Raw genomic sequence first — 26,754 nt, 5'->3', positions numbered from 1 at the left:
GCGCCGTCATGCGTCGCTGCAGAGGAAACCGATCACGGCCTTGTCGCAGATCTCCTGCTGCTCCCACTGCGGCCAGTGCCCGGCTCCGTCGATGAAGAGGAACTGCCCGTTCGGCATCTTGTCGGCCATGTCCATGCCTGCCCCCGCAGGGCCGGACGGGTCATCGCTGGTCCAGATCACCAGCGCGGGTGCCGCCACTGCGGCCAGGTCTGCGTCGGTGACCATGTTGCGCCGCCGCACCTCGGGATCCTGTAGGCACAGGACGTGTCGCATCGACTCGGCGAACCCGGGTCGCGAATAGATCGCTCGGCGGCACCCGACGAGTTCGTCCGTGACACTTGAAGGATCGGCCATGAGCCACTCGAGACGCGCCCGGATGCGTTCCTCCGAAGGGTCGTCGGCGGCGGACTGGCTCAAGTCTCTGATCCGCGCCATCACTTCCGGGGCGGCCATGGTTCCGCCGGGTGTGTTGAGCACGACGCGGTCCAGCCGTTCGGGGTGCTCGACAGCGAATTTGATTGCCACCCAACCACCGAGTGACTCGCCTGACAGGTGCACGCGATCCAGATCCAGATCATCCAGTAGCGCGGCGAGATGCCCGACGTAGGCGTCGATCTCGAGATCATGCTCGGTCGGAGTCGTGTAACCCTGCCCGGGGAAGTCGTAGGCAATGACGGTGAAAAGCTCGGAGAGCGCAGGAATGTTCCGCGAGAATGCTTCCAGATGTCCGCCCGTACCGTGCATGAGCACCAGCGCAGGACCGGAACCCGCGCGCAGCACCCGGGTCCGCCACCCGTCGATCTCGCGGTACTCGATCGTGTGTGCCACCGTGCCGAGGTCGTCCCAGATAGTCATTGCGCAGCACACTCCTTCGGTATTACGGCGGCCTTCTGTACTGCAGTGGTGACGGCGAATCCGGCGAACCACTCTTTGATCGGTCGGTAGTAACGGCGTGTCATCTCGTAGTCGCCCTGAGTGGACAGCGCAGCGTAGGCGGCGATCCAGGTGCGGATCTCATGGGCGGAATGGCCGCCCTCCTCGACGAACCAGTCGGTCGATTTATCGTCGAACGCAGTGGTGGCGCCCGACTCGAACGCGTCGAGCACGAATGCGTCGAATTCGGGGTTGAGGTCGTGGAACTCGGTTGAGCCCGACGCGAACGCGCCCGCTGCCGCGACCGTGCGAGACTCCCGCACCCTACGCTGTTCGGCAGTAGGGTTGCGCCCGTGTGTAATTCGTTCGACCACTTCCGGGGTGGCGTTTTCCATGCGGGGAACCGGCGGGTCGTGCGAGAGGCCACCCGACCCGACGATCAGCACTCGCTTCCCCGACTTCGCCACCGATCGTCCTGCAGCCTCCCCCAGCAGACGCGCTCGACTTGCCGGGCCGAGCGGCTCGGCCACACAGTTGATGAACACCGGAACCAGAGGTGGAAGCTTCTCCATGGAACCGAACAGAAACAGAAGTGGCTGAACGAAACCGTGGTCCACCTGCATCGACTCGGACAGCGCCACATCGACGCCCGACTCGAGTGCGTGTCGCGCGAGGGCATAGGCGGCGGCGCGGTCGACGGGAAGCGGACCCTTCGGCAGCCCGTAGTCACCCACGGATGCGGCTGCCGTGCCCACGCAGAATGACGGCATCAGCTCGTACAGGAATCCGTTGTAGTGGTCGGGAGCGAAGACCAGCACGAGTTCGGGATCGAACTCCTCCACGAACGCGCGTGCCCCCGCAAGCTGGGCGTGCACCTCGTCGGCGATGTCTGCCGGAGGGTCGTGCAGGCCGATCAGCGGCGAGTGCGACGAAGCGCAGAGAGCAAGCGGCATGGTCACTCCGTTCGTCGACCGAGCGAGCAGGACCGTGTGCGTTATATACACACCATATCTCGGTATCTACACGCGAGACAGTAACACCCGACCCATCGAGGTTCAACGAATCCCGCTGGTTCGCCCATCCCGTCCGCGGCGAGGGGTTCGACGGATGAGACGACGGATTCACTCGCTCGCCCTACGAGCGGCCGTCAGATGGTGGCCACCAGAATGTCCTCCCCGCTCGACGGGCGCAGACTGTCGGCCCTGTCGGCAAAGTAGCGTGCTCCCAGCGATGTTCCCGCGACGTGCCGGACTTGCGTGAGGCCCGATTCCCCGGCGAGAGTCAGTATTTCAGAGGGTGTGTAGAAGCTGACGAAGGGTGTTCCGGAGACCTCGGCCCCCTTTCCACCGGTCTCGAGGCCTGCGCGGTCGATCTCGCCGATCAGCTCGGCGGGCAACAGGAAGGTCATTGCCAGCGTCGACCCGGCTGCGAGCCCGGCGGCCTGCCGAAGTGTCGCCGCGGTCGCGTCCCTGGTCAGATAGTGCGACACACCTGTGGAGACGCCCGGACCGATGGGCGGTCTCGACCTCCGAGGTGAAGCCCGTCTGTTGGAAGAACTTCACCGACCTTCCGCAGTCGCGGGTCGTCAGAAACACGGCTTCGATTCCGTCGGTTGTCATTTCACTCTCCGTTCCGGAGGAACACGAGTGCTACTCCTGGGGTCGAGGTAGTCATGTGCCACAGCCAGGGCACGCATCTGGTGTTCTCGACAGCGAATATCGCAGTCGAGAACACCAAAGATCAGGTCGGCCTTGAAGAGGGGGAGCATCAGGGGAATTACACCGCAGGCGATGCTTTTCTATTTCAGGACGGCATCGACCGGCTTCTCAACGCCGACGGCTGCGCAGGGGAGGTGGGGGCCTCCTTCTCCAATTCGATCATCCGCTCACCGATTTCCTGGAGCTTCTTGCGCCCCAATGCTTCACGCACCTTCGGAAACCACTCCTGCTCTTCCTCGTCGATATGATGCTCGACGTTCTCGATCAACACGGAAGCGCGGGGTCGATCAGCCCGGAAAGCCGGCGATGTGAACGTGCCGGACCCGACGTTTCGGACCAGGACCACATCTTGATCTACCGACTCGTCCTCGTGATCGGCAGACGCAACCGCACCTCGGTGCCGCGCGGTTCGTTCGCAAGGAACCGGATGTCGCCGCCATGCCGTTCGACGATGTGTTCCGACAGAATCAACCCGAGCCCCGACCCATCCTGTTTCGCCGAGAACACTCCTGACGCCAGGCGGTTCTCGGGTGCGCTCTCCATCCCCCGACCTTGGTCCGCGACCGAGACACAGGCCCACTCCCCGTCGCGCGAAGTGCTCACCGTCAGTTCCTTGACCTCGGTGGTCGGCAGCACGATCTCGTCGATCGCGTTGAAGCACAAGTTGATGATCACCTGTCCGATCAGCACACTCTCGCCCTGAACCGGCAGCGGTTCGGGCGTCGAATGCACATCGACGCGGATACCGCGCTCCGCCGCACGCAGCCGCACGAAATACAGGCTCTCGTCGACCACCTCATCGAGATCCAGTGCAGACATCGTCGATTCGATACGTCGCACATACCGTTTGACGGACGCCACGATCTCCGCTGCGCGGCTCAACTGTCTCTCTGCCATATCCAATCCGTACGAGAGCTGCTCACGGTCGAGGGTGCCTCCCGCGACACGCGCCTTCAGTCCGCTCAGATAGTTCGACGACGCGGCGAGGGGCTGTCCGAGCTCGTGGGCCAGGATCATCGCCATGTCACCCATCGCGTTGTAGCGGCTCAGATACTGGAGATTGGCCTCCTGGTACTCGTGCCGCAGTTCCAGTTCGACGCGTTCGGTGACGTCCCGGAAGGCCAGCACGCGCGAGACGATGCCGTCGTGCACGACGTCCTCGAGCTCACCGGCCAGCCACGTGATGCTCCCGTCCACCTTCGTGATCCTCTGCGTGATCTTGACGGATCCGTTTCCGGACGCGAGTTTTGCCACCACCTGCTCGGAGTTCAGTGCTGGGTCGCACCGGCCCAGGTCTTCGAGATGGACACCCGTCAGCCGATCGGGTGTGGAATCGAACAGCCGCGCGGCGAGCGGAGAGATGTCTTCGATGCAATTGTCGTCGTCGAGCACCAGGATTCCTGCCGACGTGTGGGTCATGATCCGCTGCAAGGACTGCGACACCCAGCTGAGTTCCTGCTGGATCTCGACCTCCTCGGAGATGTTGCGGAACTCGACCATCACCACCGGACCATCCTGGAACTGGATGTGCGACGCGGTGGCATCGGTGAGGAAGTCGACGCCCGCCTTGGTCCGGTATTTCCACTGCCGGCGACTCGACCCGTGGACGACGGCGGACTGGAGCCACGCGACACCGAGCGCTCGACGGTACTGCCGTTCCTGGCTGCTCATGTGGTGCGCCTTGAGCGGACGCAACTCCTCGAGCGTGAATCCGAACATCCGACACGCTGCAGGATTCGCCCACAGGATGTTCTTCGACGCGGCCTCGTGAATCAGGATGCCCGTCCGAGTGTGTTCCGCCATCGCCTGGAAGTCGCGTCGGGTCGGGAACATCGATCAGCACCTCCGAGAACAGGACGGCCCATCATGGAACGCAGCCCGTCACCACCGCCATCGGTAATTACTTTATGACCTCGGGAGAAAACCCCGATACCGCCGTAGCCCCGTCCTCCATAGCGTGTTCATCAGCGCGAACACGAGCGAACGGAGACGACATGACGATCCCCAGCACCACCGAACGGATCGCGGCCGAGCCTGTGGGCGCGGCACGGGACCGTGCATTCGACGATGCGCTCGAAGTCCTGCGCGACCGACGCGACGAGTTCAACAAGCAGCACTTCGTTCCGCCCGAGTACATTGCCCTGCTCAAGCGCGCCGGGATGTATCGGGCGTCGACACCGGCACAGTTCGGTGGCGAACCGATGGACCCGTCGTCGTTCATGAAGCTCGTCGAGCGGATCTCCGCGGTGGACCCTGCCACGGGCTGGGTTGCGAGCTTCGGGTCGTCTCTGGTGTATTTCTCTGCTCTGCCGGTCGCGACGCAGGCGAAGATCTACGCCGAGGGACCGGACCTCGCCTACGCAGGTGGCCTGTTCCCGATGCAGGAAGCCGAGAAGGTGGAGGGCGGTTACCTGTGCAGTGGGCTCTGGCAGTTCGCCAGCGGATGCCGCGGCGCCGACATTCTCGGCATCGGCCTCGCCGGCGGGCCGGATTCCAACGGAATGCCACTCACCGCACTCGTGGATCCGGCCGACGTGGAGATCGTGGAGAACTGGGATGTTGCCGGAATGAAGGCTACCGGCTCCCACGCCGTCCGCGCAGACAGGCTTTTCGTGCCCGAAGAGATGACCTTCGTGCGTGGCGGCGTCCCGCAGGTGGATGAGCCGATCACCCGTTACCCGATGCTTCCCTACGCGGCGCAGGTCCTTGCGGTGGTGACACTCGGGGCGGCACGCGGCGCCCTCGACTACGTGCGTGAGGTGGGTTCGGCCCGTTCCAGCATCACCGGCGGCACAGCCAAGGGGAATCGCCCCGCCTACAAGACGGGCCTCGCAAAGGCGGAGGCCGATCTGCGCTCGGCGCGGGCGTTCTTCTACGAGGTCACCGACGAGGTCTGGAAGCTCGCCGTATCGCGCGCCGACATCACCGACGAACACAAGGCATTGCTCCGATTGGGTGCGACCCAGGCTGCGCATGTCGGCCGCGATGTGGTGCTCACCGCTTTCGATCTCGCGGGCACCGGTGCGATCTACGAGAGCCATCCGCTCCAGAGATATCTGCAGGACGCTCTCGTTCCTGCCCAGCACGCGATGCTCCAGACCAACACCTTCGAGGCCGCCGGTTCGATCCTGCTCGGGCTCGACGCCGGTATCCCCAGTTTCCCCTGACCGGGCTCGCACCCCAACGAAAGGACGCCGTCATGGCCGAACCGCTGCGCACACTGTTCTGCATCGGCAACAACCAGAATTTCTTCGATCTGCCCAAGGCGGAGATCGGCCCGGTCTGGGTCGGCATTTCCACCATGCTGTCGAACCTGAAGAACATGGACGGCATCGACATCATCGGCACCTTCGACGACGACGCCCACATGGTCGGGCCGTCCGATGGCTGGCCGTGGACCTGCTACGTCCTCGCCGATGCTCGGGATCAAGAGACGGTGAAGAACGCATGCAACCTGCTGCGCACCACCATGATCGGCGAATACGCACTGTGGAAGTTCTTCAAGATCGAAGCGCGGATGGGTCGTGAGCTGACCATTCGGGACGACGTGGAGTTGTGATCCGATGACCGCCCTCGAACGCCGTCTGGCAGTCCTCGAAGCGAAGGACGCCGTCCGCGACTGCCTGACCCGCTACATGGACCTGTGCGACGTGCCCGGGCCATTGGAGAGCGCCGACGAGATCGGACTGCTGTTCACCGCCGACGCGACCTGGGAGGGGGTAGGCCCTGAGTACGCCGGCAAGTTCGGAATCGCCCGAGGGCGCGCCGAGGTGGTTGCGCTCGTCTCGCAGTATCTCCCACCGGCAGAGCACTTCGTCCGCAATGCTCATCTGCTCGGCAGCGAGCAGATCCGGGTCGAGGGTGACGATACTCGGGGCCGTTGGATCATGCAGCAACTCTCGCTCCACACGGACGGCACCGCCGAGTTGTTGTGCGCCCGGCTCGAAATCGACTTCGAGATCGAACGACTCCCCCATCCCACCGCCCGGATGAGCCGGTTCCGTACGCAGCGGATGTTCGCGACACCGCTGCCCACCGAAGCAATGGCCCACCTGCACTGATGCGGACGCCCGCACGACACGAATTCCGAAAGAAGAGCACCATGACAACGGTCGAGCATTCGATCCAAGAGAACTACGGCGACCTCGTCGGCACCGATCGTGTCGCCGGCCGGCTCTACACCGATCCGGAGATCTTCCGCGTGGAGATGGAGAAGATCTTCTACCGTACGTGGGTGTGGGTCGCGCATGAGAGCGAGATCCCCGAGGCCGGATCGTTCAAGACCACCCAGGTGGGCGATCAGCCGGTGATCGTCACCCGCGACCGCAAGGGCAATTTCAACACCCTGCTCAATCGGTGCCGCCACCGCGGCGCGACCGTGTGCGACCAGCGCAGCGGCAAGGCGAACGGTTTCACCTGCCCCTACCACAACTGGTCGTACGCACTCGACGGTCGCCTGCGCGGCATCCCCTACCCGGACGGGTACGAGGGTGTCATCGACAAGAAGGACTACCCGCTCCAGACCCTCCGCACCGAAAGCTACATGGGGATGATCTGGGCGACGTTCAACCAGGACGCCGAGCCGCTCGAGGATTTCCTGGGCGACGCCAAGATCTGGATGGAGCGGTTCTTCAAACAGAGCAACGGTGTACCGACCAAGGTCATCGGCGTACACAAGTTCCGCTTCAAAGGAAACTGGAAGATCCAGCTCGAGAACACCACCGACGGTTACCACTTCCCGATGGTCCACAAGTCGTGGATGGCCTCGGTCGATGCGGAAACCGCGAACATGATGTCGTTCATGGACGATCCGAGCGCTGAAACACACTCGCTCGGTAACGGGCACAGTGTCGCGATCATGGCGGCCGCCCACATGGACCTCGACATCGACGACGGCACCGAAGAGATCCAGCCTCGATTCCAGCATCTCGTCGACGAACTCGCCGAAGCCGGCGAAAGTCCCGAGCGGATCCGCCGCTACATGCGCTCGATGCACGGATGCGGGTTCAACCTCAACACGTTCCCGAACGTGGCGATGTCGTCGTCGTTCTTCCGCGTGCTCATCCCCATTTCCGTCGACGAAACCGAGATCTGGCACATGGCCATCGGCATGGACGGCGGACCCGAGAGCGTCAACCGGGAACGACTGCGCATCCACGAACATTTCCAGGGACCGTTCGGATTCGGTAGCCCCGACGATGCCGAAGGCTGGACCCGGGTGCAGATCGGTGCCGGCGGCAATCCCAACATGCCGATCCTCGTCAACCGCGGCGAGGGACGCGAATATCTCACCGAAGAAGGCTGGCCCACTTCACATGTCACCGACGAAACGGGAATGCGTGAGGCCTACGCGATGTGGAAGAAGTTGATGAGCGATGACTGACCTCACCCTGACGGACCCCCGCGTCCTGCGCGCGATCGAGCTCATCTGGAAGGAAGCCGAAGCGCTCGACGACAAGGACTACAAGTCGTGGGAGCAGATGTACACCGACGACGCCCATTACGTCGTCCCGATCGACCCGGATACCGACGATTTCGGGTCGTCGCTCAACCTGGTGTACGACGACAAGCGCATGCGGCGGCTTCGCGTCGAGCGCATGCTGCAGGGCTATTCGCCGTCTGCGGTGGCGGCGGCACGCACCGTCCGGGTCATCTCCCGCTTCACCGTGCGCGAGCTCACCGACACCTCCGTCACCGTTCGCTCGGCCCAGATTCTCAATGCGTTCAAGCGGAACGAGTTCCTGACACTCGGCGCGAACCTGACGCACACCGTTGTCTTGGACGACGAGGGTGACGACAAGATCTCCCTCAAGGTGATCCGTCTCGTCGACAGCGAGGACGCGGTCAGCGCCTCCGGTTACCTGCTGTAAGGAGCTGGTATGACCACCACCAACGGCATCGCGATCGTCACCGGCGCCGCCGGCGGAATGGGCGCCGTCATCGCCCGGAAACTGCACACCGACGGCCGCCGCGTCCTTCTTGCCGACCTCGACGGCGGCGCGGTCGATGCGCTCGCATCGGAATTGTCCGCGGACGGATCCACCGCGCGCGGGGTCAAGCTCGACGTGGGCCACAAGGCCGGGTTCGAGGAGGGTCTCGCGGTGTGTCAGGAAATCTGGGGCACACCTACGATCCTCGTCAACAATGCTGCGGTCACCCAGGCCGCCGATCTGATGACCCTCGCCGAGGACGATTTCACCAGCGTCCTGAACACGAACGTCAACAGCATCTTCTTCGGATGCCAGGTGTTCGGTGCTGCCATGGCCGACAAGGGTTTCGGACGGATCGTCAATATGGCATCACTCGCGGGCCAGAACGGTGGCACCGCCACCGGCGGCCACTACGCCGCGTCCAAGGGCGCCATCCTCACCACCACCAAGGTGTTCGCACGTGAGCTGGCGAGCCGGGGCGTGACGGTGAACGCCGTCTCCCCTGGCCCGCACGACCTGCCCGTGGTGCGCAGGACGGTGCCCGCAGACAAGCTCGAAGGCATCATCGCGGGCATCCCGGTGGGGCGCCTCGGAAGCCCGTCGTTCATCGCCGACACGGTCGCGTTGCTGACCTCCGACGACGCCTTCTTCGTCACCGGCGCTTGCTGGGACGTCAACGGCGGACTGTACGTCCGCTGACGTCCTCCCCTTCCACTGTTGCTACACAAGGAGAAACGGACATGGCACTCATCGACGTCATCGTCTCCGATATCACCCAGGAAACTCCGACCATCAAGTCGATCAGGTTGGAGAAGCCCGACGGGTCGCCGCTGGGTACATATCTTCCGGGTGCGCACATCGACGTGGAAGGGCCGACGGCCATCACCCGCCAGTACTCGCTCTGCAGCACCCCCGACTCCGCGGACTCGTTCGCCTTCGCCGTCAAACGTGAGGCGAACTCCCGCGGCGGGTCTGCCGCCCTGCACGAACTCGCGGTCGGCGACAGACTCCGCATCAGCGAGCCCCGGAACCTCCTCGGCATCGCAACCGACGCACGACACCACGTACTTGTCGCCGCAGGCATCGGCATCACCCCGATGCTGAGCATGGCCCGCTACATGGATGTCCACGACATCAGCTTCGAGCTGCACTACTTCGCCCGAACCGAAGCCGAAGCGGCGTTCCTGCCGTTGCTGAACGACCGCTGCCCCGAGAAGCTCCACGCACACATCGGAGTTTCCCGCGACAGCCAGGAGCAGGTGCTCGACGCGGCCTTCACGACATTGTCGGCAGGTACGCACGTCTACACGTGCGGGCCGGACGGATTCATGGACAAAGTCGTCGCGGTCGCAGGCCGGCATGTCTCGCCCGATGCCGTCCACCTGGAGAACTTCCACGCCGCCGAACAGCCCGACGCAGCCGAGAACGCGGCCTTCGAAGTGGAACTGGAAGGCGAGACCTACGAGATCCCCGCCGACAAGAGCATCGTCGACGTGCTCCAGGAGAACGGTTGCGACGTCGACACCTCCTGCCAGGAAGGGATCTGCGGCACCTGCATCATGCAGGTATTGGAAGGGTCGCCCGAGCACCGCGACAACGTACTCACCAAGGCCGAGAAGGAATCCGGCGAGGTCATGGCCGTATGCGTGTCGCGCACGAAGAGCCCCCGGCTCGTGCTGGACTACTATTGATCGGACTGTTACCGATCGGCGTCCGGGACTTCCACTCCGTACCGGAGGAGGTCCCGGACGAAGGTTCCGATGCTGTCGGAATCGGTCTTGCTCTTGATTCGGGCGCGATGAACGTCGACCGTCTTCACGCTCATGCCGAGCCTGCGGGCAATGTTCTGACTGGGTAGTCCTTCGACGACCAGGGCGAGGATCTGCCGCTCCCTCGGAGTCAGGCACTCGAGCTTCTCCTGCACGACCGTACGCGAGACATGCTCGGCGAAACGGCTTCTGGCTCTCTCCGCACCGGACTGCACGGCGTCGAGCAGTCGCTGCGGGTCGTAGGGCTTCTCGAGGAAGTCCATCGCCCCCTTCTGCAGCGCCCCGACGGACATCCTGATGTCGCCGTGTGCAGAGACGAAGATGATCACGACGTGCGGGGCGAATTCGTTGATTTTCTCCTGTAGCCGCGTGCCGCTCATCCCGGGCATCCGCACATCGAGCACGATGCAGGCCGGTGTCGAACCGTCGTACACGTCGAGGAAGGCATCAGCACTGTGGCAGATCACCGGCTTGATACCGATGCTCTCGAGAATCCAGTCGACGGAATCGCACAGCGCAGGGTCGTCGTCGACGACGTACACCGTTGTCTCCGGCGCATCGTCGGTGGCGCGCGCGGTGGTCATCAGGCGTCGCCTCCCACCCCGACGTTGTCTTCCGGCCCGGTGCTGTCTCCCCACCCGGCCTCAGCGGTCCAGTACCGCGCTCCCACCGCACTGAGTTGGGGCTCCCACGGCGTGATGCGCCTCAGCAGTGGTTCCTCCCCGCGCACCGACTCGTCGGCGGCTTCCGGACCGTCCGCCTCCACCGTCCAGTGCACCCAGTTGACCTCGCGGCCGTACTCGTCGTGCACGAACAGGTCGACGTGATGCCACCCGTAGTTGAAGGTGTCCTCGTAGCAGGTGAGGAACATCCGATGATGGTTGACCGGTCGAGGTGTCAGCATCCCGGTATCTCCTGAAATCGCTGTGTCGCCCGAATTCACTGTGCCTCCCGAAATCACTGCGTTCCCCAAATTTTCAGTGGTGCAGACATCGTCATCCGGCCAGCGGCGGCAGATCACGGAGTGCCGCCTCGAGTTTCTCCCCCACGTCGAACAGATACCCCTCGTCGCCTGCCGATCCGATCACCTGCAGCCCCAGCGGGAGCCCCTGCACCGTGCGGGCACCCGGCACGACCACCACGGGCACGCCGAGCAGCTGCCACGGGCGGCTCAGAATCGGTGAGCCGGTCGCAGACAACCCCTTCGGTGCCGGACCGGTCGCGGCGGGGCCGACGATCACAGCCGGACCGTCGAGGATCTCGCGCAGAAGTTCGCGCGAGCGATCGCGACGGATCAGGGCGGCAGAACATGCCGAACCGGAAATCTCGCGGCCCTGCTGCAGCAGGTCCCGAATCTGAGGGCTCAGCTCGTCACGGTGCTCGTCGAACTCACCGGCACGCTCCCGCGCGGCCTCATAGCCCATCACCGTGAGGTGATCATCCGCGAGCGTCTTGACATGATCGTCCCAGTCGAGTGGCTCCGACCGGAACCCCAGATCGCCCAGGAGGGCGGGGATTCGGCCCAGCAGTGCAATCATCGCGGGGTCAAGATAGTCGAGGTAGCTACCACCCCAGACGAACACGCGTGTAGCGCTGCCGAATGGATCGCTCGATTGCGCACCGAGGAACGCATCGTGCACGTACCGGAGGTCGGCGACAGTGCGGGTCAGAAACCCCAGGGAATCGAGTGATTCGCTCAGGCCGATGATTCCCGACATATCGGTGCTGCCGTGTGGAAGGACCATTCCCGCTGCACCGCAGTACGACGCGGGGCGGGTCAAGGATCCTGCAGTCTGCGTGCCGAGAGCCAGCGGCACAGTGCCTGCACCCACCGCTGCCGCGGAGCCGCTCGACGACCCACCCGGCGTGTGATCGAGCGAACGGGGGTTACGGGTGGGGCCGGGACGGAAGTAGCCGAACTCCGTCGTCACGGTCTTGCCCTGGACGACAGCGCCGAGCGCCCGAAGCCGGGCAACGCAGGGCGCATCGGAAGTGGCCGCAGAGGAAGGAGTGACGGACGAGCCGGCACGCGTGGGCATACCCGCGACATCGATGAGGTCTTTCACGCCGACGGAGACACCGCGCAGGGGGAGGTCGCGCGGGTCGTTGTCGATGTCCGCGGCCTCGGCGGCCGCCGTCGACGAGAGTTGCACCCACGCCTCGAGCTCCGGCTCCCTGGCCTCGATCGCCTCTCTGACCTGCGAGACGAGCTCCGTCGCGGTCGTCGCGCCCGCTCCGATCGACCGCACTTGATCCGAAACCGAGAAACCAACCGCGGGCGCGTTCACATCTTCCTCCTACGTTCGCTGACCTCACCATTCTGCCCAGTGAGCGCAGTCGCCGACAGTAAAGGTTTCCCTCCTACCCGAGCGAGGAAACGGCAAATATGTTTTCCACACCGTCGGTCCGATGGTGCCCGTCCAACACTTCCCGCACGCACCACGCCCATTCCCAGCCCACAAGAAAGGCGGCTGCACATGGCTTCGTCCGTGGCGCCGGACAAGATCATCGATTCTCCCCGACCGGAGACATCGAAGAAGATCGATTTCGGCAGAATGAACCGCAAGGCCTGGCTCATCACAGCACTGCTCGTCCTGTTCCAGATCGTCGCGTTCGCCGACAAGGCAGTGCTGGGTCTGGTTGCGTCCGAGGCGATTCCCGATCTGGGTATCTCCGCGGTCGAGTTCGGCTTCATCGGCAGCGCCTTCTTCTTCCTGTACGCCGTGGTGTCCGTCGTGACCGGCTTTCTCGCAGCGAAGTTCTCGGTGCGGTGGATCATCCTCACGATGGGCGTCGTGTGGGCGGTCATGCAGTTCCCCATGCTGCTCGGTGGCGGTGCCGCGATCCTGCTCGTCACCCGCATCGTTCTCGGCGGCGCCGAAGGGCCGGCCACGGCGATGTCGCTGACCTCGGTCCACTCGTGGTTCGAGCCGCGTCGTCGTGCTCTGCCGTCGAATCTCGTGGCTGCCGGCTCCACCCTCGGTCCCGTTCTCGCCGCGCCCGCGCTGGCGTGGGTCATCGGCGAATGGGGCTGGCGCTGGGCCTTCGGTGTCCTCGGTATCGTCGGATTCGTCTGGGTGATCGCATGGGTGTTGCTCGCCGGCGACGGCCCCTACTCGGGTCATGGAAAACACGGCGAGGACGGCGTGCCCGCCGAGGCCACCGCCGAGATGGACACCGAGGACGTCGACAAGCAGAAACCCATCGCTCTCTGGCGCGCATTCGCCAGCCTGACCTTCCTCGCCGCGGTCATCGGCGGCGGCTCCAACTTCTGGGTCCAGGGTTTCGTCACGACCTGGCTTCCGCAGTACCTCGGCACCGTCGTCGGGCTTTCCTTGCCTCAGGTCGGAACGGTCACGACCATTCCGTGGATCCTGGGCGCGGTCGTCCTGCTGTTCCTCGGATTCCTCGGCCATCGGCTGATGCAGAAGGGGTTCGATTCGCACCGCTCCATCGCGATCCCCTTCGGGATCGCGGCACTCGTCGCCGGTGTCTGCTTCATCCTCGTACAAACAGCATCAGGTGTCTTCGCTGTGGCGCTGCTCTGTATCGCAGCCGGTTGCAGCCTCGCCTACCCGATGACCGCATCAGCGTTGGCGTTCTCCGTGGGCAAGAAGCAGCGGCCCATCATGATGGCCACGCTCGGTGGTGTCGCCTCCGTGGGAGCGATCATCTCGCCCACGCTCGTCGGATGGCTGATGACCCGAGCCGGGTATGTCTCGCCTCCATCCGGATCTGAACTCACTCCAGAGATGGCGAACAACATGGCCGCCGGTGTGCACCAAGCATTCACGATCACCGGTGTCGTTCTCCTCGTCGGTGGCGTGCTGTGCATCCTGTTCCTCCGCCCCGAGGCCCTCGGACGCAAGCTCCAGGCCGGCTACAGCAAGTAATCTCCCCCGAGCAAGGAGGGCACTCATGTCCACCGACACCACCATCGACATCGACAGTGACATCGACAAGGGCCTGTTCCGCGAGGTGATGGGCCACTACCCCACCGGCGTCGCGGTAGTCACGGGGCGCGCAGACGACGGCGAGCTGCTCGCTCTCGTCGTCGGCACATTCAGCTCGGTGTCTCTCGAGCCTCCCCTCGTCTCCTTCATGCCGATGAAGACGTCCAAGTCGTTCGACAAGCTCCGCCGATGCGATTCGGTATGCATCAACATTCTCGGCGGCGAGCAGGAAGACCTGGTCTCCACGATCGCACGACGTTGGGAGAACAAGTTCGACGGCATCGACTGGTTCGGCTCACCATCCGGCGACCCCGTACTCGAACAGTCCGTCGCGTGGATCGATGCCCGCATCACGAACACACTGGACGCCGGTGACCATTGGATCATCCTCTGCAGCGTGAACGACATGGCCGTCACCAATCCTGTTGCGCCACTGATCTACTTCCAGGGCGGCTACGGTAGTTTCGTCAGCACATCCTTGATGGCCCGGATGGATCACGAGATCATGGACGAGATCCACGACGCGGAGATCGCACGTCCCGACGTCGAGGCCCTTGCCCGGGCCGTGGAATGCGAGGTCATCCTCTACACAGCGATCAGCAGGGACGAGATGGCGACGGTCCTATCCGCGGTCGGGCCAGGGGTCGATCGGGAGAACGGCCTGGCACGACGAATACCGATCGTGCCGCCCATCGGCGACAGCGTGGTCTTCGACCGCGCCGACGACGAACAGGAGCAATGGCTGACCAAGGCCCACGGCGTCGACGAATCCGTGAAGGGGCACTACCGGCAGCGGATAGCGTTCCTCCGCACCCACGGATACGTGCTGTCACTGCTTCCACAGGAGGGGGTCGCTGCCTATGACACGATGTGCGAGGCCACGCGCCGATACGAGTGCGGGCGCCTGACACCCGTGCAGGAGCGGGACATTCGGGCATCGATCGTCGAATCAACGGTCGACTACCGTCCGCGGGAACTCGATCCCGAGTGTCGCTACAACGTGGGGTCTGTCGTGCTGCCCGTCCGCAACCGGGACGGTAACCACACACTGACGCTACGTCTGGCCCAGCTTCCGACGAATGCATCCGGAGCGACGGTCGCGGAATGGATTTCCCGAGCCAAAGCAGTCGTCGCGGTGCTGGAAGGACGATCCGGTCGGCAGTAGATGTCGCTGCACTACGCCTTCAGCACCAGGAGGAATCCGCCGCCGCCGGCATCGATCTGGGTGTCGAATCGCATGTCCGGTTCCAAGCGCGACAGTCTGTCGAGCAACCACGCGGAGGCGTCCTCGGCGTCGGACTCGGCGGGGCACCGGGCGACGGCGACGCGCCCACCCTTCCGTCTCAGCTGTTCGACCACGCCGATGATGGGTGCGGGATCGACGACGAACAGCTGATCGGGCCACGGTACGACCGGCTTCACGGCACCCTTTCTGGTGTTGCAGGCGCGGTGCGCGAGCCGCTCGACCCCGCCCCTGCCCTTGGCGCCCTTCTTGGCGGTATTGATGCTGTCGATGCTGGGGCCGCGCGGGTCGTTGACCGACATATCGGAATCCACCGGTTCGTCGCACAACCAGCATCTCCACGACTCGCGGTCGCCGACTTCCTGAAGGGTGCTCATGGGCACGAACGCTACCCGGGCACTCGGTGTGGTCAGAAGTTCGGCTCAGCGGAGACTGTCGCGTACGACGCGGTCGATCAGTTCGGCCTCGTTCACGTTCGATGCTGCAAGACCCAGCGAGCCCGTCGACGAGAGCACGGCGATCCCGTGGACCCCGACCCACAGCGCCGCCGCGCTCTGTGCCGCGTCTTCCACGACTGCCGATTGCTCGACCATCGTGACCAGCCATGTGAACAGCGGTTGCGACACGGTCCGCAGCTCGGAACCGGAGCCTTCGAGCAGGTCGTGCCGGAAGATCAGGGTGAACATCGCCGGCCGGCGGCGGGCGAAGTCGACATAGGCAACGGCCAGTGGGGCAAGGTTGCCGTCTGTTCCCGCCGCCGCGGCGAGCACCGCCGAGAGGTCATTCAAGCCGACCTCGGCGATCGCCGCGAGCAGACTCCTGTGCGTGGGGAACCATCGACGCGGCGCGCCGTGCGAGACACCTGCTCGCCGCGCGATCTCTCGCAGACCGATCTCTGCCGACCCTGTCTCCTCCATCAACTCGATGCCCGCCCTCACCAGGGCCGATCTCGTATCCTCCGTTTTCACGTAGACAGTGTCTCCCATCTTCGTGTAGACACTGTCTATGCATTTCTGGAGTGCGTGCTTCTACCGGCTGTGCCGGCACGCCCTGATCGGACCGACCCTGCATCTACTAGGACGTCCGAAGATCGTGGGTCGGGAGAACATCCCGCGCCACGGACCGATCATCGTGGCAGCCAACCACCTCGCAGTACTCGACTCGTTCTACCTGACGCTGGCCGCCCGGCGGCAGATCACCTTCCTGGCCAAGCGCGAGTACTTCGACAGAGGCGGCGTCGTCGGAAGCCTCCAGAGGTGGTTCTTCTCGGCCATGGGTCAGATTCCGGTGGATCGACGAGGTGGATCCACGGCAGCCCCCGCACTCGAGGCCGCGACCCGGATCGTCGAGCAGGGCGGAGCGTGGGGCATCCACCCGGAAGGCACGCGGTCACCCGACGGTCGCCTCTATCGAGGACGGACCGGAGCCGCCCGAGTCGCCCTCGAGACGGGAACTCCGCTTGTGCCAGTGGCAATTACAGGGACGCGGCCGGATCGCTCCACCCCATGGTGGCGACGCAGGGTCACGGTGGAGATCCTCGAGCCACTGGACTTGATGCCATACCGCAGTGCCGGATCGGCAGGTGCACGAGCGGCCACGGACGCGTTGATGCTCGAACTCGCTGTTCGAACAGGGCAGGAGTACGTCGACGCGTACGCGAAAGGGTGGGAGACGCCGAAGGTCCATCCCGAAGCGGCGTGAACGACCCCCGGGGCGCGCACCATGACCGCACCAGACTATCCCGGTGCGGTAATGGGTTTACGGTTCAGGACGATGCGGTCCCTTACGCCGGCAGCTTCTTCCTCAGACCATGGTGGTCGAAACACGTGCTGTCACAGCCTCGCCGATCCACGGCAATACTGCGTCGCGCACATCGATCTCTCTAGGCAGCAAGCCGTTGGCGTACAACAGGTCCGCCGAACGCTGCTGCTCGTCGAGAAAGTCATCGGTGACCGTGCCGATCCCGAAGGGGCGGCCGCGCAGCGCCGCTTCCCAGCGATCGAGATCAGCGGTGCCGCCACGGCGTTCTGCATCGTCGACGAAGTAACGTGCTGCTTCGCGCGGGTTGGCGACGATCCACGCATCCGATTCCTGCAGGGCTGTGATGATCGCTTCGAGCTCCGGGCGGTGATTCTCGGCGAACTCGCGTCGGACGAACCACAGCGATGGGTGGCTGAAGAGCCCTTCGGTGTCGACCAGGGTGCGCAACTGCGCTGCCGCTTCGACCTCCGCCAGCCCCGGGTAGGCACCGACCCACGCGTCGAGATCTCCGCGCACCAGGGCAGCACCGCCGTCATTCACGTCGACATCGACCGGAACGATGTCATCCCAGCGCAGCCCCTCGCGATCGAGTGCGAGTAGGGCAAGTGTGGTCTGCCACGATCCGTGCGCGATCCCGACCCGCTTGCCGCACAAGTCAGCGACGTTGCGGATACCTGAACTCTCGAGGCTCACCAGCCGCCCGTTCTCGACTCGAGGTCCGGAGATACCGACGTACACCAGGTCGCGCCCTTGACCCAGGCCAGTGATCGGCGGGGTGAATCCTGTGCCGATGAAGTCGTATCCCCCGTCCTCGAACAACCAGTCCGAGTGCAGGGTCGGCAGCCCCTGACGAGGATCGACCCGAGGCGGAGCCGACAGCTCGCGCAGGTCCACCCACTCGACGTCTGGGAGATACCGTTCGAGGAGACCGTTGTGGCGCAGCACGAACAGGGAGTTGTTGTTCGGGAAGTACCCGATACGAATAGTCATTGGGGAGGGTCCTTATCGGCGATATCTCAGACGAGTCCTCGACGGCGGGCTTCATCGAGCAATCCACTGCGGCTCCACTGCGCCACGAGGTTTGTCGAGTCGAAGTCGACAGAGCCACCGACGAGTTCACCGAGCGCCTGGTACTGCGCGCCCTCTTCGAGCAGGACCACGAACTTGGCGAGGTCGAGCAGACCCGACCGGCCGATCACATTGACGCCGCCGTTGGCCTCGAAGATCGCGACCAGATCCGGATCGTCCACGAGGCGGTCGAGGATGAAGTCGCCGGGTGCCTGACTACGGTCGATGTGCGCGGGGATGTCGCGTGAGAGTGTCAAGCGTTGCGAGGCCGCGTACTTGATACGCAGTGTGCGGTGGGTCTGTGCCCACCCGCCCAACCACGGCGTGTGTACGTGCACGATCGAGGTGATCTCGGGATGCTTGCGGAACACTTCGGCGTACCCGGTGACGAATCCCGCCGGACCGTCACCGGCCAGTACCTTTCCGTCGAACGTCGCGAGGATCGGCTTCGCACTGCGGTCGTCTACCCATGGGCCTGGCTCGTTGAGTGCGACGGCCAACTCTTCACCGGGCACCCGTTCGACGAAGTTCACGGTGCCGTTCGCGGACACTGTTCCGGTTTCACGGAACACCCGGAAGGCGGTATCGGCTGCTCGACGAGCCTCATCGACGAAGGCCTCGACAGTAGGATTGACGCGGGTTTCGGTGCTGGTCATATTGATTCTCCTATCGGGTGGGAAGCGTACGAACCGGTGTGGGCGTGGTGCGACGCAGCAACGGCAGCACTTCCTCACCCACGCGGTAGGCCTCTTCGAGGTGGGGGTTCCCGGCGAGAATGAACGCATCCACGCCGACGTCGATCAGTTGGTCGAGACGTTCGGCTACCTGCTCGTAACTACCCACGATGCCGAACGCCGGTCCGCCACGAATGAGGCTGAACCCGCACCACACGTTGGGTTGGACTTCGAGGTCGCGATAGCCGGTAATCGTCTCCGGCACCCGGCCTTTGATGCGTGCGGCACCTACGGAGTCGCCCTGCGCCGCCCGGTTGGCTGCCTCACGGTCGACGAAGGCCCACCCCTTCTCGATCTCCGCCCACGCAGCTTCTTCGGTGTGCCGCGCAACGATATCGATCCGGACAGCGAACTTCGGTGTGCGGCCGGACTTCCCGGAATGCGCACGGACTCCGTCGAACTTCGTGCGAAGGTCGTCGAACGGTTCGAGCCAGGACAGGTAGTAGTCGGAGTGTCTTCCCGCAGCGTCCACGGCGGCGCCGGACGACCCGGAGAAGTACACCTCGGGGAAGGGCTGGCCCGTCAGCAACGGTGGCAGCGATGCACCCTCGGTCCTGAAGAACTGTCCGTCGTAATCGAAGGGCACGCCATCCCACACTCCGCGCAGAACATCGAGGAATTCCGAGGTTCGCGCATAGCGGTCATCGTGCTGCACTTTGTCGCCCCACCACAATTGTGGTGCTCCACCGCCGCCACTGATGATGTTGTAGACCAGGCGTCCTCCGGTGGCACGCTGGAGGCTTGCCGACATCCGGGCGGCCTGCAAGGGATGCAGAAAGCCCGGTTGGAATGCCACCATGAAGCGGTACGTATCGCTCTCCCGTGCGAGCGCGGACGCGGTCGCCCACGGGTCTTCGGTGACCGGGAAGGACGGCAGGAGACCACCGACGAATCCTGCGGACTCCGACGCCTTCACAACCGCAGCCATATGGTCGATGTAGCTGTAGCCGTCCAGCCTGCCGCCGCGGATCGCAGGTGCGATGTTGCCCGGGCCATGGCCACCGGCATTACCACGGTTGTAGCGACGTGGCGTACGCAACGACGCATGGTCTCCCTCCATGCCGATGCGCCAGTAGAAGTCGGTGCTCACGCGTGATCCTCCTGTCCTACAAGTGTGCGACCGGCAGGGTCGACGAGATGAAGCAGATGTTCCCCCGCTCGGTGCAGTTCCTCGATGTGCGGGTGCCCGGTCAGCTCGAATATCTCGATTCCGCGCGCCCGGTAGTCCGAGAGCGACTGCGCCACTTGTTCATAACTCCCTACCAGTCCGACCGAATGGCTGTAGCCGATCCGGTCGAAGCCCGACCAGCGAGCGCCGTCGAGCACAAGCGCCCGGATCTCGGTGTCGGCTGCCTGCGGGTGCACCTCATGCCACTGGCGCAGTACCCGCGCCCATGCCTCATCCTCGGTCTCACGGGCGATGACCGGTAACGCAAGTCCCACGCGCACGGTACGCCCGAATCTGTTCGCCGAATCCTGCAAGGCTGTCACCGCACCGTCCACCCCTTCTGCGGTCTCGTCGAATACGTGCACATCGCCATGCTCGGCCGACAACTCGATCGCGTCGTGCGAATTGCCCGAAAGGTAGACGACAGGAAAGGGCAGGCCCGACAGAATGCCACGGAATCCGCCATCGACAACGTCATAGTATTCGCCGTCGAACTCGAAACCGGTACCCCCGAACCGTCCGGGCAACACTGGCTCGTCGTTCCATACTCCCCGTGCCACAGTGAGGAATTCGGCTGCCCGTCGATAACGATCAGCGCCGGCCACCCGGTCACCGCGTGCGACGGTGTCGGCGGCGTCGGTTTCGACGCGCAACCGCCAGTCCAGTCGGCCGTTCGAGAGTCGTTGCAGGGTTGCGGACAGCTTGGCCGCATACACGGGTGTCCCGAACGCAGGATGGAATTCGACACCGACTCGTAGGTGTCGAGTCTGCCGCAGAGCCGAGGCGGCCACCACCCACGACTCTTCCCCTTCCGGGTCGTAGGGAGCGACGACACCGTCGAGTCCCGACAGTTCGGCTGCAAGGATGACCTGATCGAGGAAATCGAATCCACTGCGGTGCTCGGAGACGGAGTCGACATGACGCCCGTCTCCTCGAGTCGGCAGCTCCCAGAGGAACTCGGTCACGATGGCACCTTCCGTTCGGCGGCGAGCTGCGCACTCGCTTGCTGCAGTGGTTCCCGGGCAACCCACGATGCGAGATCGAAGTCGGTGGCAAGGAAACCGTGGGTGTAGAGGAACTGTTTCTGGACGTCGAGCAGTTCGATTCGCTCGTCGGACAGCGTCGGGTGCAGTCCACGGTGGAAAGTGTTGCCGTATGCTGCCTCGACTCCCTCTGCACCGGAGAAGGTTTCCCGGGCCAGTACGCCGCGGACCTCCTCGAGGTTGCCTGCGGCCCAGTCTGCGGCCCGCAGCGTCTGAGTCAGGAAACCGACGACCAGGTCGGGGCGAGATTCCAACAGGTCCGCATGCACTGTGATCGGGCGCGGGGTTCCATTGTTGACCCGCGAGCGCTTCGACCCGGTGGCGTCCAGATCCACTGCGACACGCAGTCCGTGTTCGCGGGCCACCTCCTGAGCACGAGCACCCTTGACATAGATCGCATCGACGTCACCCGCAAGCAGCGCGTCAACTCCCCAGGTGGCGACCCTTCGACCCGTGGCGGCCTCACCCCGTACTTGCGGATTGCGTTCGACGGCGACCTCGACGGGCCGGACGTCGGCCAAGGTGAGCCTGCCGAGCGCAAGTGCGCTCGCGAATCCGTGCAGGGCCATCGCGCGGGGGAAGCTGCGTGCTCTGTCCTCCGCCCATGCGGGGACTGCAATCCGCAGCCCGGCCAGAGCACCCGGCTCGGAAACAGGTGAGTCGGGTGCCACCAGGATCGCTTGTGCCTCGTCGATCCAGGTCAGGCCGATCAGTCTGGTGGGCGAGCCGTCGGCCCGTGCAGCGAGCGCGGGCACATTACCGCCCTCGCGGATCAGGCCCAGCAACTTATGGTCGAAGTGTCGGGGCGCCAGCTCGGGGCCGGCATCCTGCAACACCCCCAGCCCGACCCCCGCTTCGGAGGCGGTCTCGCCGAGCCAGCCGAGGCTGTGGGCCAAGCCGCTCGCGGTAGGCACGGGACAACGCGTGTACCAGAGGGTGTCGAAGACGGTGTTGGATACAGCGGTCATCGCGTGCTCCTTCAGGTGGTTGTGGTGGGGAGTGTGCGACCGACACCCAGCTCGGCCAAGAAGGCTGCTCGGTAGCGCAAGGATTCCGGATCGGTGCGGTCCCGTGGGCGGGCAAGGTCGATGTCGGTATCGACGGCGAACCGACCCTTGTCGAGGATCAGCACCCGGTCGGCAAGCCGTACCGCTTCGTCGACGTCGTGGGTTACCAGGAGGACTGCCGGCCGGTGTCGCGCGACGAGGTCACCAACCAGATCCTGCATCTGCAGTCGGGTCAGCGCGTCGAGAGCCGCGAACGGTTCGTCGAGCAGTAGCAGTTCCGGTTCGCGAACCAGCGCACGAGCCAGCGCCACCCGCTGCGCTTCGCCACCCGACAAGGTCGCAGGCCACTGTCGGGCTTTGCCCGCGAGGTTGACCTCGGCCAGCGCACGGGTTGCGCGTTCTTTCGTCTCGCCGGTGCGGCGCTGCCCTACGGCGACGTTGCCGAGGACACGCTTCGACGGGATCAGTCGCGGCTCCTGGTAGACGGTTGTTCGACGTGAGGGCACGAGAACCTCTCCGCTGTCCGGTTTCTCGAGACCGGTCAGTAGCCGCAGCAGGGTGGTCTTCCCCGTTCCGGACGGACCGAGGAGCACGACGAATTCGCCGCGGCGGATCTCGAGGTCGATCTCATCGAGAACAACCTTGTCGCCGAACTTCTTGTGAAGCCCGGTGATCGACACCGCGACCGGTTCGCCCTCTCTGCGAGCGGTTGCCGATACCGGGCTCTGTGTGCGTGTGGACAACGGCGGGAGGGCGGCTTCGGGGCTCATCGGGCCGCCACCTGTCCGCGCCACGGCATCGAGAACCGTTCGATGATTCGAACCACCCCGTCGAAAATGAGGCCCAACACTGCGTACAGCACCACGCACAGCACCATGTAGTCGGTGCGGTTGTATTCCTGCGCAAGAGTCACCAGGTATCCGATTCCCTCCCTGGTTCCCACCTGCTCGGCTGCGATCAGGCCGGTGATCGAGATGGACAGGCAGATCCGCAGAGCCATCAACACCCCGGGAAGTGCCGACGGGAGGATCACCTCGAACACCAGACGTGAGCCCGTCAATCCGAAGCTGCGCGCTGCTTCGACCATCTTGCGATCGACGTTTCGGACGCCGAGATAGGTGTAGGCGTACATAGGTGCAACGGTGGCAACCGCGATGAGCAGCACCTTGAATGTCTCATCGATTCCGAACCACGCGATGAACAAGGGGACCAACGCGAGGAATGGAACCGCACGGGTGATCTGCATCGTGGAATCCACGAGTTCCTCACCGAGGCTGGACAACCCGGAAATGACTCCCAGCACCAACCCGATCACGACGCCGAACAGCACGCCGAGAGCAGCCCGCTTGAACGACGCGATCGAGAAATCGAGGAGTTGTCCGGTCTGGTACAGCTCGGCAAAGGCCGTCCACACCTTCGGCGGCCCGGCGAGGATCTCCTCGGGTATCGCACCGGTCGCCGAACCGATCCACCACACCACTACGAGGAGTGCCGGCACAAGGAATCGTAACGGAATGGAGACCCAGCGCGGCCTGCCTCGACTCGATCGGTATCGCGGTACTTCGAGGGTGGGTCCCCCCGGCCTCTGGTCGGGCCCGCCGTTCGTGCGCGGCGTCGTCACGATGGCCATCTCAGCTCCCGGGAGTCGGTGCGGACTGGTTCTCGGCGGCGGCGAGCTTTTCCTCGAGCGGGTAGAAGACGTCGTCCGCCGTGATTGCCCGGGTGATCACTCCATTCTCGTAGAACAGGTCTGCAACTTCCTGGAGGTTGGCTGCATCCTGGGCAGTCGGGTAGTGCGGTACTGTCGCCCGACGTCCGAGATCGATTGCGCGGTCGAGTCGTTCGCCGGACAATGCCCGCGGACCAGCTTCCTCGAACACGTTCTCGAAGTCCTCGGGGTCGGCCTGCTGACGCTCGGTCAGTTGCTGAAGTGTCTCGAGATACTTCGCGGCGATGTCGGGCCGCGTCTCGAGCACTTCGGTGCGAAACGCGACGATTGTGTTGTCGGTCGAGCCGACGGTGGCCTCGGTCGCTATTTCGATAGCCCCGCGCGCCTTGGCTTCTGCGTACGGGTCGTTGAACGACGCCCACGCGTCGACCTGACCGGTGGAGAAGGCCGAGGCTGCATCCGATATCTGCAGCGGCACCCGCTCGACCTGATCGAACGGAATACCGGCCTGTTCCAGCGCTTTCAGAGTGATGTACTCACCCTTCGCAGCCGGGTTGACGGCGATTCGCTTGCCGACGAGGTCCTTGACCTCCGCAATACCCGAGTCCGGTCTGGCAATGATGCCGGCCTGATCCTGATCCACCGGATCGGCTACGGCGATGATTCGAACACCGACGTCCTTCGAGAGCGCTCCGACGACCGGACTGTAGGCGCCACCCGAGACGTCGAGCTCGCCGGCGTTGAACAACTTGAGGTTCGCACTGAATGAAGGCGGAGCGTTGACCCACTCGACCTTCGCGCCCAACGGGGCGAGTGCTTCGTCGAAGGTACCGTCACGCTTGGCCACTGCGAGCGGGCCGGAGTTTCCTCCGTCGGTGACCTTGAGAATGAAGGTGGGTTCACCGCCCGCCACGGACTCGTCCACACTTTCTCCGCCGGAGCCGCACGCGGCAGCAACCAACGCGACGACGGGGAGGATCGCGAGCGCAGCATGCACTCGGAGTGGTCGGCGATGGAGACGCATCGGTCTTGGCTCCTATTCGAGAGAGGGCTGGTACCTAGCGAAACTAGGCGGCTCAGTTGGAGATGCCCACCCTTACCTTTCCGTTGATCGGAAAGCTTGACGCAGGCACAGGGTGTATGTTTGCCCACCGGGAAGCAGCAGAATTTGCAGATATCAGCTGATAGATCTCGCCATACGACAGAGATACAGTTCACATCTGCTGAACAATCATTTTCCTTGATACGGAATAACAGGGCGCCGATCGGCCATCCTCCGTGTTAGCGTCACGACGTGGAGCCCACTTCCTCGGCCAACGGCCAACTGCAGTCCGTCACGCGCGCCCTGTCCGTCCTCGCGTGCTTCCGCAACGGCGAAGATCTCGGCGTCTCCGAGATCGCCCGGCGACTGGACTTGCCGGTGAGCACCACCCACCGTCTGCTCTCCGCACTCGTCGGAGCGGACTTCTTGGACAAGGTGGACTCTCCCAGCCGATACCGACTGGGCACAGCACTGGCCGAGTACGGCCGGATCGCCTATCGACAGCACCGCATCCACCTCGCTGAACCACATCTCGAAGAGCTGGCCACGATCACGGGCGCGAAAGCCTCCATCGCAACTCGACACGGAAACGATGTCGTCCTACTGGGAACCAGCAGCTGGCGCGAAGCCGACGGGCATGAACTGCAAGGCCTTCGACTTCCCCTGCACGCGAGCGCACTGGGTAAGGCGTTGTTGGCCTGGGCACAGGCCGGCGAGGACGAGTTGGCCCGACTTCCGTACAACAGTGGCACCGCACGTTCGATCTCCGGGCCGGTGGAGCTCGGAAAAGAACTCACCCAAACACGGGAACGCGGTTACGCGTTCAATGACGAAGAGCTCGTGCACGGATTCCGCACCATCGGCGTACCGATCGGTGACGAATCAGGACAGGTCCGATTCGCACTCGGGCTCCGCGGCCCTGTCGAGCTGATGATCGACGAGCGGGTTCCATTCTTCGTCGACCTCGCGAAGGTCACCGCGCGCAAGGTCGCGGACGTCCTCCTCTGATTCCGAACCTGGTGTCCCGCGATGGTTTCGCGCATCGAGCCAGGCCTTCGGTACCGCACTCCGATACTATTCGCCGATGCTCAGTTCTCCGAGAAGCAACTCGTGACCAGCGCGATCGGCCAGTCACTGCCCATCGCGGTCGGACTGCTGCTGGCGACAATGCCGATGCTGATGCTGTCGCTGGTACTGATTACCAAGCGGTCGACGAAGGTGTCGTACGCCTTCATCGGTGGCTGGATTGCAGGGCTCCTCGTCGTAGGCGCAATCGTGATCACACTGGCGGATGTAATCGCCATGTCCGACGAACCCACCTGGTGGGCCGGTGGCGTCAAGCTCGTACTCGGGATCGTGCTGGTCCTGATAGCCCTCAGGAAGTGGTTCACTCGGCCGCGGTCCGACGAGGAATCCACCGTGCCCGGGTGGATGGCGACCGCGGAATCCATGACCGCTCGACAGGCGGTGGGTCTGGGTTTTCTACTTGCCGCAGCGAACCCGAAGAACATCGCCCTGGTCGCAGCAGGCGCAGCGGTCATCGCGTACGCGACTGCACAGGTGCTCGAGCAGCTGGTGGCCCTGGTTGCCTTTGCGATCGTGGCGAGCCTGGGCGTGGCAGCTCCGGCCGTGATTCGAGTCGTACTGGCGAGCCGCGCCGAGCGCACTCTCGCCGCGGTCGATCGATGGATGATGCGGCACAACGTGGCGATCACGGCTGCGGTACTGCTGATTCTGGGCGTGGCACTGATCGGCAATGGGTTCGCGGAACTGTAG

29 protein-coding genes and 1 pseudogene are annotated in these 26,754 nt (G+C 64.2%); 12 read left to right on the top strand and 18 right to left on the bottom strand.

Features of this window, described 5'->3' with window-relative positions:
* Positions 1-6 precede the first annotated feature (6 nt).
* The 5 genes and pseudogenes from EV641_RS18115 to EV641_RS18095 all read right to left on the bottom strand — a co-directional run bounded on the left by EV641_RS18115 (position 7) and on the right by EV641_RS18095 (position 4,424).
* A complete protein-coding gene (locus EV641_RS18115) occupies positions 7-855 on the bottom strand; it encodes an alpha/beta hydrolase (protein WP_132473502.1) in 849 nt (282 codons plus the stop codon).
* Positions 852-1,826 carry a 3-carboxyethylcatechol 2,3-dioxygenase gene (locus EV641_RS18110; protein ID WP_132473500.1) on the bottom strand — a complete coding sequence of 325 codons (975 nt, stop codon included), beginning with the start codon at positions 1,824-1,826 and terminating at the stop codon, positions 852-854. Before EV641_RS18110 ends, EV641_RS18115 begins: the two co-directional genes overlap by 4 nt.
* Positions 1,827-2,020: 194 nt before the next feature.
* Positions 2,021-2,362, bottom strand: coding sequence for a hypothetical protein (locus tag EV641_RS18105; RefSeq protein ID WP_199233296.1), 342 nt, complete (start codon positions 2,360-2,362; stop codon positions 2,021-2,023).
* 309 nt (positions 2,363-2,671) lie between these two features.
* Positions 2,672-2,865: pseudogene (locus tag EV641_RS18100) on the bottom strand (hemerythrin domain-containing protein); the annotation flags it as partial.
* An 80-nt stretch (positions 2,866-2,945) separates the two neighbouring features.
* Positions 2,946-4,424, bottom strand: a complete 1,479-nt coding sequence (locus tag EV641_RS18095) for an ATP-binding protein (RefSeq protein WP_199233295.1) — start codon at positions 4,422-4,424, stop codon at positions 2,946-2,948.
* A gap of 161 nt (positions 4,425-4,585) precedes the next feature.
* Between EV641_RS18095 and EV641_RS18090 the strand changes: the two genes are divergently transcribed.
* The 7 genes from EV641_RS18090 to EV641_RS18060 are packed head-to-tail and all read left to right on the top strand — an operon-like array spanning position 4,586 to position 10,212.
* The gene (locus EV641_RS18090; RefSeq protein WP_132473498.1) at positions 4,586-5,758 is read left to right on the top strand and encodes an acyl-CoA dehydrogenase family protein; all 1,173 of its coding nucleotides are present in this window, start codon (positions 4,586-4,588) and stop codon (positions 5,756-5,758) included.
* 32 nt (positions 5,759-5,790) lie between these two features.
* On the top strand, positions 5,791-6,150 hold the full coding sequence (locus EV641_RS18085; protein ID WP_054712503.1) for a hypothetical protein: 360 nt from the start codon (positions 5,791-5,793) through the stop codon (positions 6,148-6,150).
* Positions 6,151-6,154: 4 nt separating this feature from the next.
* Positions 6,155-6,652 (top strand): nuclear transport factor 2 family protein, encoded by a 498-nt coding sequence (locus tag EV641_RS18080; RefSeq protein WP_132473496.1) that lies wholly within the window; start codon positions 6,155-6,157, stop codon positions 6,650-6,652.
* A 41-nt stretch (positions 6,653-6,693) separates the two neighbouring features.
* Positions 6,694-7,974 carry an aromatic ring-hydroxylating dioxygenase subunit alpha gene (locus EV641_RS18075; protein WP_054712535.1) on the top strand — a complete coding sequence of 427 codons (1,281 nt, stop codon included), beginning with the start codon at positions 6,694-6,696 and terminating at the stop codon, positions 7,972-7,974.
* On the top strand, positions 7,967-8,461 hold the full coding sequence (locus EV641_RS18070; protein ID WP_054712500.1) for an aromatic-ring-hydroxylating dioxygenase subunit beta: 495 nt from the start codon (positions 7,967-7,969) through the stop codon (positions 8,459-8,461). The genes EV641_RS18075 and EV641_RS18070 overlap by 8 nt, the downstream gene beginning before the upstream one ends.
* 9 nt (positions 8,462-8,470) lie before the next feature.
* Positions 8,471-9,220, top strand: coding sequence for an SDR family oxidoreductase (locus EV641_RS18065; RefSeq protein WP_054712497.1), 750 nt, complete (start codon positions 8,471-8,473; stop codon positions 9,218-9,220).
* A 41-nt stretch (positions 9,221-9,261) separates the two neighbouring features.
* A complete protein-coding gene (locus EV641_RS18060) occupies positions 9,262-10,212 on the top strand; it encodes a PDR/VanB family oxidoreductase (RefSeq protein WP_054712495.1) in 951 nt (316 codons plus the stop codon).
* Positions 10,213-10,220: 8 nt separating this feature from the next.
* Here EV641_RS18060 and EV641_RS18055 read toward each other — a convergent pair whose 3' ends face one another.
* The 3 genes from EV641_RS18055 to EV641_RS18045 form a co-directional block, all read right to left on the bottom strand.
* Positions 10,221-10,874: a response regulator gene (locus EV641_RS18055; RefSeq protein ID WP_054712492.1), complete on the bottom strand. Its 654-nt coding sequence runs from the start codon at positions 10,872-10,874 to the stop codon at positions 10,221-10,223.
* A complete protein-coding gene (locus EV641_RS18050) occupies positions 10,874-11,194 on the bottom strand; it encodes a hypothetical protein (RefSeq protein WP_054712490.1) in 321 nt (106 codons plus the stop codon). Before EV641_RS18050 ends, EV641_RS18055 begins: the two co-directional genes overlap by 1 nt.
* 91 nt (positions 11,195-11,285) lie before the next feature.
* Positions 11,286-12,578, bottom strand: coding sequence for an amidase (locus EV641_RS18045; RefSeq protein WP_054712488.1), 1,293 nt, complete (start codon positions 12,576-12,578; stop codon positions 11,286-11,288).
* Between the two features lie 189 nt (positions 12,579-12,767).
* Here EV641_RS18045 and EV641_RS18040 point away from each other — a divergent pair, with 189 nt between their 5' ends.
* Positions 12,768-14,183, top strand: coding sequence for an MFS transporter (locus EV641_RS18040; RefSeq protein WP_132473494.1), 1,416 nt, complete (start codon positions 12,768-12,770; stop codon positions 14,181-14,183).
* Between the two features lie 25 nt (positions 14,184-14,208).
* On the top strand, positions 14,209-15,408 hold the full coding sequence (locus EV641_RS18035) for a flavin reductase family protein (protein ID WP_132473492.1): 1,200 nt from the start codon (positions 14,209-14,211) through the stop codon (positions 15,406-15,408).
* A gap of 11 nt (positions 15,409-15,419) precedes the next feature.
* Here the strand turns inward: EV641_RS18035 and EV641_RS18030 are convergent, their stop codons facing one another.
* Both EV641_RS18030 and EV641_RS18025 read right to left on the bottom strand, forming a co-directional pair.
* Positions 15,420-15,863, bottom strand: coding sequence for a hypothetical protein (locus EV641_RS18030; RefSeq protein WP_054712486.1), 444 nt, complete (start codon positions 15,861-15,863; stop codon positions 15,420-15,422).
* A 45-nt stretch (positions 15,864-15,908) separates the two neighbouring features.
* Positions 15,909-16,454, bottom strand: coding sequence for a TetR/AcrR family transcriptional regulator (locus tag EV641_RS18025; RefSeq protein ID WP_347238241.1), 546 nt, complete (start codon positions 16,452-16,454; stop codon positions 15,909-15,911).
* A gap of 37 nt (positions 16,455-16,491) precedes the next feature.
* On the opposite strand from EV641_RS18025, the gene EV641_RS18020 reads away from it, so the two are divergent.
* The gene (locus EV641_RS18020) at positions 16,492-17,187 is read left to right on the top strand and encodes a lysophospholipid acyltransferase family protein (protein ID WP_132473490.1); all 696 of its coding nucleotides are present in this window, start codon (positions 16,492-16,494) and stop codon (positions 17,185-17,187) included.
* Positions 17,188-17,289: 102 nt separating this feature from the next.
* Here the strand turns inward: EV641_RS18020 and EV641_RS18015 are convergent, their stop codons facing one another.
* From EV641_RS18015 to EV641_RS17980, 8 genes are read right to left on the bottom strand one after another with little or no spacing between them, the layout of a single operon-like run.
* Positions 17,290-18,237 carry an ABC transporter substrate-binding protein gene (locus tag EV641_RS18015; RefSeq protein ID WP_132473488.1) on the bottom strand — a complete coding sequence of 316 codons (948 nt, stop codon included), beginning with the start codon at positions 18,235-18,237 and terminating at the stop codon, positions 17,290-17,292.
* 26 nt (positions 18,238-18,263) lie between these two features.
* On the bottom strand, positions 18,264-18,971 hold the full coding sequence (locus EV641_RS18010; RefSeq protein WP_054712481.1) for a class II aldolase/adducin family protein: 708 nt from the start codon (positions 18,969-18,971) through the stop codon (positions 18,264-18,266).
* 10 nt (positions 18,972-18,981) lie between these two features.
* The gene (locus tag EV641_RS18005) at positions 18,982-20,139 is read right to left on the bottom strand and encodes an LLM class flavin-dependent oxidoreductase (protein ID WP_132473486.1); all 1,158 of its coding nucleotides are present in this window, start codon (positions 20,137-20,139) and stop codon (positions 18,982-18,984) included.
* On the bottom strand, positions 20,136-21,182 hold the full coding sequence (locus EV641_RS18000; protein WP_054712477.1) for an LLM class flavin-dependent oxidoreductase: 1,047 nt from the start codon (positions 21,180-21,182) through the stop codon (positions 20,136-20,138). The genes EV641_RS18005 and EV641_RS18000 overlap by 4 nt, the downstream gene beginning before the upstream one ends.
* Complete coding sequence (locus tag EV641_RS17995; RefSeq protein WP_054712474.1) at positions 21,179-22,228, bottom strand: ABC transporter substrate-binding protein; 1,050 nt, start codon at positions 22,226-22,228, stop codon at positions 21,179-21,181. The genes EV641_RS18000 and EV641_RS17995 overlap by 4 nt, the downstream gene beginning before the upstream one ends.
* A gap of 11 nt (positions 22,229-22,239) precedes the next feature.
* A complete protein-coding gene (locus tag EV641_RS17990) occupies positions 22,240-23,037 on the bottom strand; it encodes an ABC transporter ATP-binding protein (protein WP_132473484.1) in 798 nt (265 codons plus the stop codon).
* Complete coding sequence (locus EV641_RS17985) at positions 23,034-23,897, bottom strand: ABC transporter permease (RefSeq protein WP_132473482.1); 864 nt, start codon at positions 23,895-23,897, stop codon at positions 23,034-23,036. Before EV641_RS17985 ends, EV641_RS17990 begins: the two co-directional genes overlap by 4 nt.
* 1 nt (position 23,898) lies before the next feature.
* Positions 23,899-24,960 carry an NrtA/SsuA/CpmA family ABC transporter substrate-binding protein gene (locus EV641_RS17980; protein ID WP_132473480.1) on the bottom strand — a complete coding sequence of 354 codons (1,062 nt, stop codon included), beginning with the start codon at positions 24,958-24,960 and terminating at the stop codon, positions 23,899-23,901.
* A 270-nt stretch (positions 24,961-25,230) separates the two neighbouring features.
* Between EV641_RS17980 and EV641_RS17975 the strand changes: the two genes are divergently transcribed.
* A complete protein-coding gene (locus tag EV641_RS17975) occupies positions 25,231-25,986 on the top strand; it encodes an IclR family transcriptional regulator (protein WP_241997335.1) in 756 nt (251 codons plus the stop codon).
* A 21-nt stretch (positions 25,987-26,007) separates the two neighbouring features.
* The gene (locus EV641_RS17970) at positions 26,008-26,754 is read left to right on the top strand and encodes a GAP family protein (protein WP_054712471.1); all 747 of its coding nucleotides are present in this window, start codon (positions 26,008-26,010) and stop codon (positions 26,752-26,754) included.

The sequence above is a fragment of the Rhodococcus sp. SMB37 genome (assembly GCF_004345605.1).
GTDB lineage: Bacteria > Actinomycetota > Actinomycetes > Mycobacteriales > Mycobacteriaceae > Rhodococcus.
This window is presented reverse-complemented; position numbering and strand designations above follow the sequence as displayed.